Origin of the sequence: Nonomuraea sp. NPDC050022, assembly GCF_044460705.1 — a bacterium.
Lineage (GTDB): Bacteria > Actinomycetota > Actinomycetes > Streptosporangiales > Streptosporangiaceae > Nonomuraea.
This window is the reverse complement of the sequence record NZ_JBITKE010000003.1, coordinates 569,027-582,235: the sequence shown is the minus strand read 5'-3', so window position 1 is coordinate 582,235 and position 13,209 is coordinate 569,027. Positions and strand designations below refer to the sequence as shown.

The following is a 13,209-nucleotide window of genomic DNA, read 5'->3' as shown; positions in this document are numbered from 1 at the left end:
ACCAGACCCCACTCAGACGCTGGCCGACCAGGTCAGACCCCACCCAGAGACGAGGAGCGCCATGGACCGCATCGACGTATCGACTGTCCTCCGGATCCTGTGCGAGGCGGCGGGGGAGGACGGCGGTGTGGACCTCGCCGCTGACGACCCGGGAACCACGCTGGGTGATCTCGGCTTCGACTCGCTGGTGTTGATCGCGGCGACGACCAAGGTCGAGCTCGAGTTCGGTGTGACCATCCCGGAGGACCGGCTGGCCACCGTGGCGACCGTCGCGGACTTCCGCGACATGGTCAACGAGTCCCTCCTCGACGCGGGGTCCCGCTGAGCGAGTCTGGCCGCTCTCCCGTCATGGGGAAGGCGAACTACTGGGGATTGGCTTCAGGGGCGCCTTCGAGGGTTTCCGGGGTGATCAGCTCCACCTCGTTCTCCTTCAGCGCTTCCAGAAGATCAGGCGGCGGGGTGGAGTCCGTGACGAGGTAGTCGGCGCCCCCGAGCTCGGCTACCTGGGCGAAGAGCCGGCGACCGAACTTGGAGGAGTCCGCCAGTATCGCCACGCGCGCCGCCCGAGAGATCATCTCTCGCATCATCGCCGCCTCGGCGAGGTTGCTCGTGGTGTAGCCGGCGGCCGCTGAAACGGCGCCGACCCCGATCAACGCCAGATCGCAGCTGATGTCCAGCTCGCTTCCGCCGGACGCCCGGAAGCTGACGGGGCCGATGGTGGCCAGTGTGAGCGGGCGGACCGCGCCGCCGACGACGTACACGTCGCGGATCGCCGAGGACGGCAGCGCCGGGGGCACGAGCAGACTGTTCGTCACCACTGTCAGGTCTCGGTGGTTACGCAGGTTCCGGGCCACGGCGAGAGTGGTCGTACCGCCATTGATCATGACGATGGACCCGTCTTCCACCAGCGACCCGGCGAGTGCCGCGATCTTCTCCTTCTCGCGTTCTTCCATCTTGAGCCGCACGTCCACGGCCCGGTCGACCCGGGAGAGGGTCGACTGACTGACCGCTCCGCCATAAGTGCGGACCAGGACGCCGTCGGCGCTCAGCTGGTCCAGGTCCCGCCGGATCGTGTCGATGGAGACGCCGAAGCGCTCCGCGAGCGCGCTGACTGTGACCTGCCCGGTCTCTGCGACGTATGCCGCCAGTTGGGCCTTACGTCCTGCGGGTAGACGACGCTGCCGATCCTCTTCGTCAAGGGTCACTGACCCTCCCATCTCTGCGGTAGTTGCGTTATGGATCAACGCAACAGAGGGGTTATACAGGTCCTAGAACAGCAGACTACCGCATAATGCTGCTTCTCTCGGGCGAGATTCCGCTTACCGCACGAGCCTCGGCGCGGCGATCCGCCAACGACTGTGCGTCTCTTCCCATTTCTTTGCCGAACTGTGCGGTTCCTAGCGGAACTTTGCTGTTGCTAGGTCTTGTGAGGCGACGTCACGCGTTGTTAATGTGGCGGAAACCGGCAAAGAGCGGTAACACCTGTACAGCAAGGAGGTCGCGATGACCGGAGGCAGCACCCGGTTGCAGGGCCGGACACGGCGACTACTCGGGATCATGGCGGTGGCGGTGCTCAGCGCCACGGCCGTGGGGTGTGGTTCCAATTCGGGAACCAGCGCGGGATCGAGCGGCGGCGGCCCCGTCACGCTGGAGTTCGCGCAGTGGTGGGCGCCGGAGCTACCGGCGGGATCGTTCGACAAGCTCATGACGGAATTCACGGCCCAGAACCCGAACATCAAGGTCAAGCTGCTGAGCGGTCCGTACGCGTCCACCAAGCAGCAGTTGGTGTCCGGAGCGGCGTCGAGGACGTTGCCTGATGTCGTGGGCCTCGACGGCGCATGGGTGAGCGACTTCGCCAAGCAGGGGGCCATTGCCGACCTGTCCGAGCTCATGGCGAGTGCGAAGTACGACTCGAGCCAGCTGGCGAGCCAGATCCAGGTCAAGGGCAAGACCTACATGATCCCGGTGGTGAACTTCGTCTACCCCCTGTTCGTCAACAACGATCTGCTCGAGAAGGCGGGGGTCAAGAAGCCGCCGAGCACACGTACGGAGTTCCTCGACGCGGCCAAGAAGATCAGCGCGCTCGGCGGCAACGTCAAGGGCTGGGCCCTGCCGCTCGACACCGCCGTTCCCAACGGCATTCAGAATGACGTGATGTCGTGGCTGTGGGCATCAGGCGGCAGCATGCTCACCAAGGACGGCAAGCCCGACCTGACCGGTCAGGGCGTCAAGAGTACCGTTGAGTACGTCAAGAGCCTGAACGACGCGGGCGTCATCGCTCCCGGATCGCTCACCATGAAAGAGCAGGACAAGGTGGAGAAGTTCGCCACCGGCCAGGTCGGCATGATGATCGATTCCTTGGCTCACATCACACTGATCAAGAAGAACAATCCCAAGCTGAACTTCACGGTGGTGCCGATCCCGGCCCAGGACGGTTACACCGGCAAGCGCGGCATCCCGTACGCGTCCTGGGGCATCGGCGTCGCCGACTCCTCGGAGCACAAGGCCGAGGCGTTCAAGCTGGTCCAGTTCTTGATGGACAAGAAGGCGAACGCGGAGCTGAGCACGTTGGCGAAGGGCTTCCCCGGCAACAAGACGGCCGAGCCGGACTTCAGCAAGAGTGACTCGCTGTTCAAGACGGCCTTCGACATCTACAAGGCGGGCTATCCCGCCAACGAGTTCGTGGGCTTGCCGAAGGCGGAAGACCTCATGCGCAGCTTCGACGAGCAACTGCAGCTCCTGCTCACCGGCAAGCAGAGCATCGACGACACCCTCAACAAGGCGCAACAGGCCTGGGCACCGGTGCTCTGACCTTCCGCACTTCGTGGGCCGCGCCGACCGTGCGGCGCGGCCCCGAACCAAGGAGACATCGATGGACACCGCGAAACTCGATCCCGCGGCCTCCCCGGGAGCCGCACCATCGGCATCGAAATCCCCTGTGGGCCGACGAAGAAGTACGCGGCCTTTCCCCGTACAGCGTGTTGTCCCGTACGGCTATCTCTCGCCGACGCTGATATTGATCTTTGTGCTGATGATCATCCCCATCGCGATGGTGGTCAGCTATTCGTTCAAGGACAACGTGATCGTCGAGCAGAATCCGGTCTTCGCCGGTCTCGCCAACTACACCACGGTGCTCACCGATCCCAACTTTTTGGCCGCGCTGAAGAACACGTTCATCTTCATCACTCTGAGCACGGTCGCGCACCTCGGTCTCGGGCTGGCCTTCGCGACGATGCTCAACACGCCGTTGCTGGGCGGAGTGACGAAAGCCATCTTCCGCATCGTCTACATCCTGCCCTGGCTGTTCACGGTCGCCGTGATCGCGGTCATCTGGCGGCTCATGCTGGACCCGTCCGGGGTGGTCAACTACCTCCTGACCACGATCGGCGTACTGCGCGCGGAAGTGAGCTGGCTCTCCGACCCGAACATGGCGCTCTGGGCGTTGACCTTCATCAACATCTGGGCCGGCTTCCCCTTCTTCATGATCAGCATCCTGGCCGGGTTGCAGGGAATCTCGCCCGTTCTGTACGAGGCGGCCTCCGTGGACGGCGCGACTACTTACCGCAAGTTCCGCAATGTGACGCTTCCCCAGTTGAAGCCGGTGCTCCTCAGCATGGCCGTGCTCGATCTCATCTGGACCTCTCAGCAGTTCGCCCTCATCTGGATGACCACCGGTGGCGGCCCGCTGAATGTCACCGAGATGCTCAGCACCTACACCTACAAGCAGGCCTTCAGCAGTTACGAGTTCGCCACCGCGTCCGCCGCCGCCGTCATAGTCCTGCTGCTCACGATGATTCTGGCCGTCTTCTACGTTCGCCTGCAAAAGGAGAGGTGATCACCCGTGCTCACCCGTCAAAGGCGGCGCCTCTACGCGAAGATCGCCGTGCTCGCAGGCTTGATCGTCGGCGCGCTCTTCGCCGGCCTGCCGGTCCTGTGGATGCTGTCGACGTCGTTCAAGACCAATGGGGAGGTCTTCCAGGTTCCGCCACGGCTGATCACCGACAACTTCTCGTTCGACGCCTACGTGAAGATCCTGGGCGATGCGGCCCAGTTGCGGTTTTTCATCAACAGTTACATCGTCGCGCTGTCGGTGACGGTGCTGACATTGTTCGTGGCGATACTCGCGGCATATGGATTCAGCCGCTACAACTTCCCGTTGAAGCGATCCATCAACGTCGTGATCGTCAGTGTTCAGGCGGTGCCGCCGATCACACTCGTCATTCCCTACTTTGGTCTCGTGGTGGGACTCGGCCTGTATAATACGTATGCGGGGTTGATTCTCACGCACATGGTCTTCACCTTGCCCTATGCGATCATCATGATGACCGCTTATTTCAATACCCTGCCCCGGGAATTGGATGAATCCGTCAAGGTGGACGGGGCGTCGAGCTGGACGGCTCTCTGGCGGATCCTGGTGCCCATTTCGGTTCCCGGGCTGGTCGCCGTGGGCGTCTACACCTTCATGATCTCGTGGAACGAATACCTGTTCGCGCTGACTCTCACTCGTACTGACGACATGCGAACCGTCCCCATCGGCATCCAGTTGTTGATGGGACAGCACTCCTACGAGTGGAACCAGATGATGGCCATGAGCATTCTGGGATCCATTCCGGTGCTCCTGTTGTTCCTCATCTTCCAGCGGCGATTCATCGGCGGCCTCACCTCGGGTGCCGTCAAGACCTGACGCATCATGCCCGTCCTGCGGCATAATCAATTATTCAGAAGGAGAAATACAGTAATGCTGACGACCGGCAAGGTGCTCCTGGCCGCCGCGCACGAAAACAACTTCGCGGTGCCCGCCTTCAACATCAGCGACTACGCCATGTTCAACGGCATCGTGGACATCAGCGAAGAGAAGAACGCGCCGCTCATCGTCGGGATCCACCCCGACGAGGTGCGGCACCTCGGAGTGGACGCGATCGCCGCGATCGCCCAGCGAGCCCATCGCTCCTCGGTGCCGATCGCGATTCACTGGGACCACGGCGCGACCTACGAGGAGATGCTGACCGCGATCCGGATCGGCTTCACCTCGGTGATGATCGATGCCTCGATGAAGTCCTTCGAGGACAACATCGCGCTGTCCAAGAAGGTCACCGAGACCGCGCACGCGGTCGGCCTGTCGGTCGAGGCGGAGCTGGGGACGATCGGCAAGACCGACAACGAGGCCGAAGACGGCAGCGACGCGATCATCTACACCGACCCGGCGGACGCCGTGACCTTCGTGCGGGAGACCGGGGTGGACAGCCTCGCCGTGGCCATCGGCACTTATCACGGCATCTACCCGAAGACCCTGAAGCCGGAGCTCAAGCTCGACCTGCTGAAGGAGATCAAGGACCGGGTCAGGATCCCCCTCGTGCTGCACGGCGGCTCGGGCAACCCCGACAACGAGATCGCGGAATCGGTCAAGCTCGGGATCAACAAGATCAATATCTCCAGTGACATCAAGCTCGCGTACCACATGAAGATGCGCGAAGTCCTGGCCGATGAGAGCCTGCGTGAGCCGAACTCCATCCAGCCGCCGTGCATCGAGGCGATGAAGGTCGTGGCCGCGCAGAAGATCGACCTCTTCGAAGCGACCGGCAAGGCATCTCTCTACTGACATGGCCAGCCATGTGGTCCTGGGCCTGGGGGGATGCGTCGACTACGAGCTCAAGCTGTCCTCGGCGGTCTTGGAGCAGCTGGTCGGCGAGTATGAGATCCACAATGCCGAGCTGACGTCATCGGTCACCGTGACCGACGAACGCGAGCTGGTCATCTCCATCCTCACCTACCTCAAAAAGGGCGGAGGAGGCGAGCACTTCGTCGCCTCCTCCGAATGCCTGAGCGCGTTCGCGGGACGGTTCCCCAAACGGACGACTCTGGGCGGCACCTCCGTCCGAGCGGCGCTGGAGATGAGCCGGCTCGGCGTACCCTCCACCCTGCACCTGGTCAGCCTCAACGACATCGTCCGCCGCCTGCTGCCGGCAAGCTGCGACTACATCTGCAGCGGCGACCGGGACACCCTCTATCCGCACCTGATCGTGCAGTACGACCAGGACCTGCGGGTTCGAGCAGGCGACATCGACATCCGGGCGCCGTTCCCGAACAGATTGATCTACGTCAACGACCCGGCGAACGAGTCCATGCTGCTGAGTGATGAGCTGGGCTCGTTGCTCCGCGACGCACGCGTTTTTCTGATCTCGGGATTCAACGCGATCAGGGACCAGCAGACACTCGACCGGCGTCTGACCACGCTGAGAAACCACATGCGACAGCTTCCTGCCGAGGCGGCCGTCTACTACGAGGACGCCGGCTTCCACGAGCCGGGCCACAGCCAATTGGTCCGCGACGCGCTTCTGGAAGTCATCGACGTCTACGGACTGAACGAAGACGAGCTGCAGCTGCACCTGGGCTACGCCGTCGACCTGCTCTCCGTGACGGAGGTGGCCCGCGCCCTCGAATCGCTGCGCGCTCTCATCCCCGTGCCGACCCTGGTCGTCCATACGAAATATTGGTCGGCGGCATTCGGCGAGAGAGCCGGCGAGTACGCGGAGCCGCTGAACGAGGGCATCGTGATCGCCAGCACCCGCTACTCCCACGGCGATGGGTACACGGAGCACCAGTACGAACTCATGCGGAACCGGCCAAGGCGAAGGGAGTCGGTGGAGTTCGCCGCGGCTCTGGAAGACCGAATGGGCGAGGTCGTTCGCTGCCTGCCCGGCTTCGACCTTGACGTCGCCGCACCCACGACCATCGGGCTCGGCGACGCGTTCGTCGGCGGTTTCCTGGCCGCGCTCGCCCAGGGCCGGTCAAGCACATGAGCTGACCCGCGCCTACGAAGCAGCGGCGAGCGCGTCCCGTACGAACATCAGGCCGCGGCGGCGGCGAGCGCGCCCCGTACGGACATCAGGCCGAAGCCGAGAAGGTTCAGACCTTGCCAGGTCGCCGGGGAGGCGGCGCGCTCGTCGTCGGCGGTCAGGCCGATGCCCCAGATCCGGTCGTGGGGGCTGGCCTCGACCAGGACCCGGTTCCGGGTGCCGAGCAGGAAGTCGGCCAGTTCGGGGTGCTGGGCGAACTTGGCGAGGTTGCCGCGGACCACGATGTCGAAGCGGTGGGCGTTCCAGACGTCCTCCTCGAAATCGCGCACGCCCCGGCCGAGCTTCTTGGCCTCACCGGGATGAGCCGCGGCGAGGATCTCGGCGGCGCTCTGGTGGTCGTCGAACAGCCACGCCTTGTAAGCCATCATGTAGTGCTCGGCGGAGGCGAAGAGGTGGCCGTCCTCGCTGAACGTGACCGGCCACCACTGAGACAGGCAGCCGGGGCCGACGCCGCCGTCGCGGGCCGGGCGATGGCCCCAGAAGAAGAGATAGCGCAGAACCTGGCCCGCCTGCTCGGCGGCGATCGCCTCGGCCACGGTCTGAGGAAGCGCGGTGCGGGGAAGTTCGTCGGACACGCCCACACCGTCCCACAGTCGCGCTCGGATCCGCCAACGGCCAAGCTCTGCCAGCGGTTGATCACTTTTCGTGGAGTCGACCCGACGGCGGTAAGCCGCCTGCTTCTGGTCGACCCGGTGATTTCCCCCGCCAAAGTTCTGGCCTACGGGCAGGTGGTGGACGCTGTCCCGGCGCAGCAGGTCGGCGGCTGCGGCGGGCGGCCCGGCGGTCAGCCCGGGGTTTGGGACTGTCGTACGCCGCGGCGCCACACGTCGGCGATGGCGCGTGTGGCGGTGATGTCCTGGGTTGGGTCGCCGTCGACGAGCAGCAGGTCGGCGCGGAGGCCCGGGGCGATCCGGCCGCGGTCGGCGAGTCCGAAGCAGCGGGCCGGGACGCTGGTGGCGACGGCGAGCGCCTGCTCGGCCGTCAGCCCGGCCCTGGTGAGCGTCAGCAGTTCGTGGTGCAGGCAGGCGCCGTGCGGAGGGCCGAAGGGCGTGCAGTCGGTGCCTGCCGGCAGGGGGGACACCGGCCCGGAAGAGGGCCAGGGCCGCGTGCGAGGCGTTGGTCGCGCCTGTGGAATGCAGGGGAATGTCGCTGAACTCCCGGTTCAAGGTGGCCTTCGACCGCTCCGGCATCCGGGACGCGACCCGCTCGTCCCGCAGGAGTCGTCGACCGCGATCTTCAGGTAGTCGGCGCCTCCGCCAGCCGGGCCTCCACGAACGCCTTGGCCTGGCCGGAGTCGGCGATCGTGGCGTCCGTGCCCAGGGCCTTTAAGTACGTCGGGAGTCATGATCTGGGTCGGGTGCCCGCCGGGCGCGGTGGCGATGACGCTGGAGCTGCGCAGGTCGGCGACGTCATCGCGCTCGGCGGCCTGCCGGCGCTGTGCGGCCAGCGGGGGCGGCAGGTTGTTCAGGTCGAGCTCGGTGGTGACGCCGAACCGCAGCGCCTCGGCGAGGTCGCCCTCGAAGACGTGCGCGTGCGCGTCGATCAGTCCGGAGAGCAGGGTCTTCCCGGCGCCATCGAGCACGATGTCGACGGGGCCGCCGATGTCTAGGAGATGATGGCGCTCTGTTTTCCCGCCACCGCCGCCATCACATAGCGATCGAGAAGCGGCAGCCGGGCCAGGTGGAGGGCGGCTCTGCGGGCCAGCAGTTGCCAGCGCGCCTCCGGTACGAACCAGCGGACACCCTTGCGCCCCACCTCCTGCTTTTCCGCCACCACCGGGCGCAGCACCCGCTCGTACTCGGCCAGGGCGGACTCGATCGACGGCTCCGCCGAGAGGCGGTCGGCCAGGATGTAGGCGCCCGCGATCGCGAGCGAGGCGCCCTGGCCGGCCACCACCGACACCGCCTGGCAGGCGTCGCCGATGAGCGTCACCCGGTCGCGGCTCCACTGCGGCAGCTCCACCTGGGCGACCTGGTCGTAGTACATCTGCGCCGCGGGCGGGCAGGCGGCCAGGGCGCGAGGGGCGAGCCAGCCCAGTGACGCGTACTCCTGGCGGACTCGCTCGCGGGGGTCGGCGGGCAGGGTGCGGTCCTCCGTGCGGTGGACGGCGAAGACGGCGACCTGGTCGCCGCGCAGGGCGTAGAAGCCGAGCTGCCTGGTCATCGTGTCGGTCAGCGTCAACTGCCCGGCCACCTCGGCCCGGACCTCCGGGTCCGTGAAGATCCACGCGGCCGTGTGGAAGCCTAGGTGGCGCAGGAAGTCGCGCTCCTCGCCGAACACCAGGCCGCGGACCGTCGAGTGGATGCCGTCGGCGCCCACCAGGAGATCGGCCTCCAGCGTGTCGCCGTTGACGGTCACCCGGACGCCTTCCGGGTGGTTCTCGACGCCGGTGAGCGCGGCGCCGTAGCGGAGGTCGACGCGCTCGGAGAGGTGTTCGCGCAGGGATCGTTCGAGGTCGGGGCGCATGATGCTGATCAGGCGGCCGTTTACGACCTTGGCGAACTGGTCGAAGCCGAGCCCGGCGCGGCGGCGGCCCTCCTCGTCGCGGTACGTCATCTCCGTGACCGTGTAGCCCACCTCCTGGAGGCGAGGCAGTACGCCCATGGCCTCCGCGGCGTCGAATCCCGGACCGAAGAAGTCGATCATGTAGCCCTGGGGTCGGGGGCCGGGGGATCGCTCCAGCACCACCACGTCCCAGCCGATGGCGTCGAGGCGCTGGGCCAGGGCCAGCCCGCCGATGCCGGCACCGCAGATCACAGCTTTCATCTGAATGGTGACGCGGAGACCCGGTCCTTCAGGGCCGGGAGGAAGCGCCACCCCTCCTTTCGAAAACAGTATGGAAAGACTCGGTCACGTTCGGTAATGTGCACGGTGGGTGATGGCGCTGTGACAGGAGGTGTGCGATGGCGATCCGCCGCTCCGCCACCAAACGCCACGGTCTGCCCTCGATCGTGCAGCTCCGGCTCACGCCCGCCCCGGCCCAAGCTGAGGCGCTGGCGGCGGCGGTGCTGTTGTGCAATCAGGCGGCCACCGTCGTCTCCCGCCTGGCCTTCCAGCACCACACTTTCGCCGTGCTGGAGTTGCATCGATTGGCCTACTACGAGGTGCGGGCGCAGGTGTCTGGGCTCGGCGCGCAAGCGGCCGTGCGGGCGATCGCCCGGGTCGCCGGCGCCTACGCCAACCGGCGCGCCAGCAAGAAACGCGCCCACATCTTCCGGCCGCAGGGCGCCGTCCCCTATGACGCCCGGCTGATGAGTTTCAACCGGGATGCCCGGACGGTGTCGTTGTGGACTCCCACCGGCCGTGTCACCGTGCCGTACGTTGGCTGGCCGGAAGACCTCAAAGCCATCGAGGCGCTGCCGATGGGGGAGGCCGCCCTGATCTACCGGCGCGGGGTGTGGCTGCTGCACGTAGCGCTCACTCTGCCCAAGCCAGCGGTGCGTGAGCCCGTCCACGGCTTCATTGGGGTGGATCAAGGCGTGGCGAACCTGGCTGTCACCTCCGACCGGGTGGTGCTGCCCGGCCCGGCACTGACCGGGCCGATCGGCGGCAACAGCCACGTTCGCACCCTGCGGGAGCGGCGACACCGGCAACGCCGACGGCTGCAGAAGAAGGGCACGGCGGCGGCGCGGCGGGTGCTGCGCCGCCTTGCCGGGCGTGAGCACCGGATGATGACCGACCTCAACCACCAGATCAGCAAGTTCGTGGTGCGTGAAGCCGAACGCACCGGTCGTGGGGTGGCCCTGGAGGATTTGCAGGGTATCCGCGGGCGGGTAAGGGCTCATCGGTTCCAGCGGCGCACCCTGCACGGCTGGGCGTTCGCCCAGCAGATCGCCTTCACCCGCTACAAGGCCGCCCGGACCGGGATCGCCTTCGTCCTGGTCGACCCCGCCTACACCTCGCAGGCATGTCCGGACTGCGGGTACGTCAGCAGGGCGAATCGGCCGGCGCGGGGCCGGTTCGTCTGCACCAGGTGTGGCCTCGCTGGGCACGCCGATCACATCGCGGCCCGCAACATCGCCACACGCGGCGCTGCGGGCTGGGCTGCCATCAACCAGCCACACGCTACCGGCCTCCCTTCAACCAGACGGGACCGAGAGAGCAAACCACCAGCTTCATCCGGTGGTAGTTGATGAGAGTTCCCTTCTGTCGAGGAGCCGTCTGAGTACGGGGGCGACGGCCGGGGCGGTCAGGTCGGGAGTGAAGGCCCGGTGCAGCATGAGGCCGTCGATGGCGGCGGCGACCACCGCCGCCGTCTGGTCCGGCGCCGCCACGCCCTGGGCGGCCAGTCGCGAGGCCAGCCGGTCGCGGAAGGCGGTGATCACCTCGGCCAGCGACCGGCGCAGCGTCTCGTCGCGGGTGGCCGCCAGGTACGTCTCGGTGAACAGCAGCGACATGGGGTCGCGGCCGTCGTGCTCGTCCAGCGTGGCGAGCATGAGGTCCAGTGCTTCCTCCGCCGTGCCGGCCTGCTCCAGCAGCGGGCCCATCCCCTCGACCAGGCCCCGCATCGTGCCGATGGCGGCCTCCGTGAGCAGCGCGTGCACCGAGGAGAAGTGGTAGTGCACCAGTCCGGGCGTCACCCCGGCGCGCTCGGCGAGCATCCGCGTGCTCACCGCCGACCAGCCGCGCTCGGCGATCAGTTCCGCGGCCACGCGCAGCAGCCGCCCGCGCACCTCGCGGCCCTGGTCCGCCGCCTTGGGTCCGGGCATGGATTCCTCCGTTTGGACGTACGCCCTGGGCGATCGACCAAGGCGTTTGACCAGAGGATAGCATCCGAGGCATGACTGAGATCTTCACGAGCTGGAAATCCTGGCGGGACGCCGAGCAACCGCTGGCCGCGGCACTGCCGGGGGAGACGGTCGCGGTGCTGGAGGAGGCCGTGGCCTTCGCCGAACTGCGGCACGGAGATCAGTTGCGGCCGACCGGCGTGCCCTACCTGGAGCATCTGCTGGAGGCTTTGGAGGTCGCGGTGCGCGGGGCGGGGGTGCGCGACCCGGACGTGCTGGTGGCGATCGTGCTGCACGACGTGGTCGAGGACACCCCGTGCACCCGCGCGGAGATCGCCGAACGGTTCGGAGAGCACGTCGCCGAGCTGGTCGCGTGGGTGACCAAGCCCGACGTGGCGGCCTCACAAGATAAGTCCGACGTGGCCGCCCCACAGGATAAGCCCGACGTGACCGCCGGGCAGGATGAGCCCGACGTGACCGCCGGGCAGGACGAAGCAGCGGCGAGGGCGGCGGCGAAGGCGGCGGTGAAGGCGGCCTACCTGCGGGGGTTGGCGGAAGCGCCGCCGCAGGCCGTGCTGGTCAAGCTGGCCGATCGGGTGAGCAACGTGCAGGAGCTGCACCGGGTGCCGGTGGACTTCCAGCGGCGATACCACCGGGAGACGGTGGAGCACATCATGCCGCTGGCGGCGACGTCACCGTGGTTCGCCCGCTGGTTCGCCGACTGGCGGGACGACTGGCGGGCCTTCGAATCGGAGTAACCCCTCAGCGGGTGTGCAGGCGGGCCAACCGGTTGCGGACGCCGTCGAAGTGGGCGAAGACCGCCGCCACTGCCGCGGTCTTGTCACCGGCCTGCACGGCCGTGTAGATGTCGCGGTGCCGCTTGGCCACGTCGGCCGGGGGCTCGTCGGGCGTGCCGAGCTGGTCACGCAGCTGGTGGTAGACGTCCCAGAACGCCCCGAGCAGCTGGCTGACCAGCGGGTTGCCGAGCGGGCGGTAGAGCAGGTCGTGGAAGAGCCGGTCCGTCTCCGGTGACACGTCGCCGACCAGCGCCTCGCTCTCCATGCGGGCCATCACGTCGGCCACCGGTGTCAGGTCGGCCTCGGAGCCCAGGTCGATGAGCCGCTGGACCAGGCCGGCCTCCAGGATCTCGCGGATCTCGGTGAGGTGGGTGAGGTGGCTCTTGCCGTCCTGGAGGGTGATGCGGCTGTGGAAGGCCAGCTCGTCGACCAGCCCGGCCAGCGACATCCGGCCCACGAACATGCCGAAGCCGTGGCGGATGTCGACGATCCCGACGGCCTGGAGCGCCTTGAGCGCCTCCCGGACGGAGTTGCGGCTGACCTGGAGCTCTTCCATGAGCTCGGTTTCGGTGGGCAGGGGATCACCCGCCACGAGCCCGCGCCGGAGGATGAGCTCTTTGACGCCCTCCTGGGCCTCGACGGCACGGCTGGGCCGCGGGCGCGGGACAGTGGTCATGAAAAATCCCTTCGTCGTAAGCGCTTAGGTAACATTCCGGAAATCTCCTGTTGACCTCAACCGGGTCCGGCCCATAGCGTCCACCCTACGCACAACATAGGACATGGGATGTCCCACGTTCTACATTAGGACCGTAACGAAGCGGCCTAATG

Annotated in this window: 15 protein-coding genes; 8 read left to right on the top strand and 7 right to left on the bottom strand. The window is 66.7% G+C overall.

Translation table 11 applies throughout. The annotated features are described in order from the left end of the window. The coding region (locus ACIBO2_RS14120; RefSeq protein WP_397297246.1) for an acyl carrier protein at positions 1–325 on the top strand (325 nt) is incomplete at its 5' end. Between the two features lie 37 nt (positions 326–362). Here the strand turns inward: ACIBO2_RS14120 and ACIBO2_RS14115 are convergent. After that, entirely contained in the window at positions 363–1,205 is an 843-nt protein-coding gene (locus tag ACIBO2_RS14115; RefSeq protein WP_358539847.1) for a DeoR/GlpR family DNA-binding transcription regulator, read from the bottom strand. A 298-nt stretch (positions 1,206–1,503) separates the two neighbouring features. Here ACIBO2_RS14115 and ACIBO2_RS14110 point away from each other — a divergent pair, with 298 nt between their 5' ends. Genes ACIBO2_RS14110 through ACIBO2_RS14090 form a run of 5 tightly spaced genes read left to right on the top strand, consistent with a single transcriptional unit; the run spans position 1,504 to position 6,800 of the window. Then, a complete protein-coding gene (locus tag ACIBO2_RS14110; protein ID WP_358539850.1) occupies positions 1,504–2,811 on the top strand; it encodes a sugar ABC transporter substrate-binding protein in 1,308 nt (435 codons plus the stop codon). Positions 2,812–2,824: 13 nt separating this feature from the next. Further along, complete coding sequence (locus tag ACIBO2_RS14105; protein WP_358539854.1) at positions 2,825–3,835, top strand: sugar ABC transporter permease; 1,011 nt, start codon at positions 2,825–2,827, stop codon at positions 3,833–3,835. Between the two features lie 6 nt (positions 3,836–3,841). Further along, positions 3,842–4,684 carry a carbohydrate ABC transporter permease gene (locus ACIBO2_RS14100; protein WP_358539857.1) on the top strand — a complete coding sequence of 281 codons (843 nt, stop codon included), beginning with the start codon at positions 3,842–3,844 and terminating at the stop codon, positions 4,682–4,684. Positions 4,685–4,738: 54 nt separating this feature from the next. Then, positions 4,739–5,599 carry a ketose-bisphosphate aldolase gene (locus ACIBO2_RS14095; protein ID WP_358539860.1) on the top strand — a complete coding sequence of 287 codons (861 nt, stop codon included), beginning with the start codon at positions 4,739–4,741 and terminating at the stop codon, positions 5,597–5,599. Between the two features lies 1 nt (position 5,600). Next, positions 5,601–6,800, top strand: coding sequence for an ADP-dependent glucokinase/phosphofructokinase (locus ACIBO2_RS14090; RefSeq protein WP_358539863.1), 1,200 nt, complete (start codon positions 5,601–5,603; stop codon positions 6,798–6,800). A gap of 47 nt (positions 6,801–6,847) precedes the next feature. On the opposite strand, the gene ACIBO2_RS14085 is transcribed toward ACIBO2_RS14090, so the two are convergent. From ACIBO2_RS14085 to ACIBO2_RS14070, 4 genes are all read right to left on the bottom strand, one after another. Then, on the bottom strand, positions 6,848–7,432 hold the full coding sequence (locus ACIBO2_RS14085; protein WP_358539865.1) for an NADAR family protein: 585 nt from the start codon (positions 7,430–7,432) through the stop codon (positions 6,848–6,850). A gap of 209 nt (positions 7,433–7,641) precedes the next feature. Continuing rightward, positions 7,642–7,938, bottom strand: coding sequence for an amidohydrolase family protein (locus ACIBO2_RS14080; RefSeq protein ID WP_397297241.1), 297 nt, complete (start codon positions 7,936–7,938; stop codon positions 7,642–7,644). An 81-nt stretch (positions 7,939–8,019) separates the two neighbouring features. Further along, complete coding sequence (locus tag ACIBO2_RS14075; RefSeq protein ID WP_397297239.1) at positions 8,020–8,439, bottom strand: hypothetical protein; 420 nt, start codon at positions 8,437–8,439, stop codon at positions 8,020–8,022. A gap of 23 nt (positions 8,440–8,462) precedes the next feature. Beyond that, positions 8,463–9,623, bottom strand: coding sequence for an FAD-dependent monooxygenase (locus tag ACIBO2_RS14070; protein ID WP_397297237.1), 1,161 nt, complete (start codon positions 9,621–9,623; stop codon positions 8,463–8,465). A 137-nt stretch (positions 9,624–9,760) separates the two neighbouring features. Here ACIBO2_RS14070 and ACIBO2_RS14065 point away from each other — a divergent pair, with 137 nt between their 5' ends. After that, complete coding sequence (locus tag ACIBO2_RS14065; protein WP_397297235.1) at positions 9,761–10,990, top strand: RNA-guided endonuclease InsQ/TnpB family protein; 1,230 nt, start codon at positions 9,761–9,763, stop codon at positions 10,988–10,990. Here the strand turns inward: ACIBO2_RS14065 and ACIBO2_RS14060 are convergent. Then, positions 10,973–11,566: a TetR/AcrR family transcriptional regulator gene (locus ACIBO2_RS14060; RefSeq protein ID WP_397297233.1), complete on the bottom strand. Its 594-nt coding sequence runs from the start codon at positions 11,564–11,566 to the stop codon at positions 10,973–10,975. The genes ACIBO2_RS14065 and ACIBO2_RS14060 overlap by 18 nt on opposite strands. A gap of 71 nt (positions 11,567–11,637) precedes the next feature. On the opposite strand from ACIBO2_RS14060, the gene ACIBO2_RS14055 reads away from it, so the two are divergent. Beyond that, complete coding sequence (locus ACIBO2_RS14055) at positions 11,638–12,342, top strand: HD domain-containing protein (RefSeq protein WP_397297231.1); 705 nt, start codon at positions 11,638–11,640, stop codon at positions 12,340–12,342. 4 nt (positions 12,343–12,346) lie between these two features. Here ACIBO2_RS14055 and ACIBO2_RS14050 read toward each other — a convergent pair whose 3' ends face one another. Beyond that, positions 12,347–13,057 carry a FadR/GntR family transcriptional regulator gene (locus ACIBO2_RS14050; RefSeq protein WP_397297229.1) on the bottom strand — a complete coding sequence of 237 codons (711 nt, stop codon included), beginning with the start codon at positions 13,055–13,057 and terminating at the stop codon, positions 12,347–12,349. Positions 13,058–13,209 lie beyond the last annotated feature (152 nt).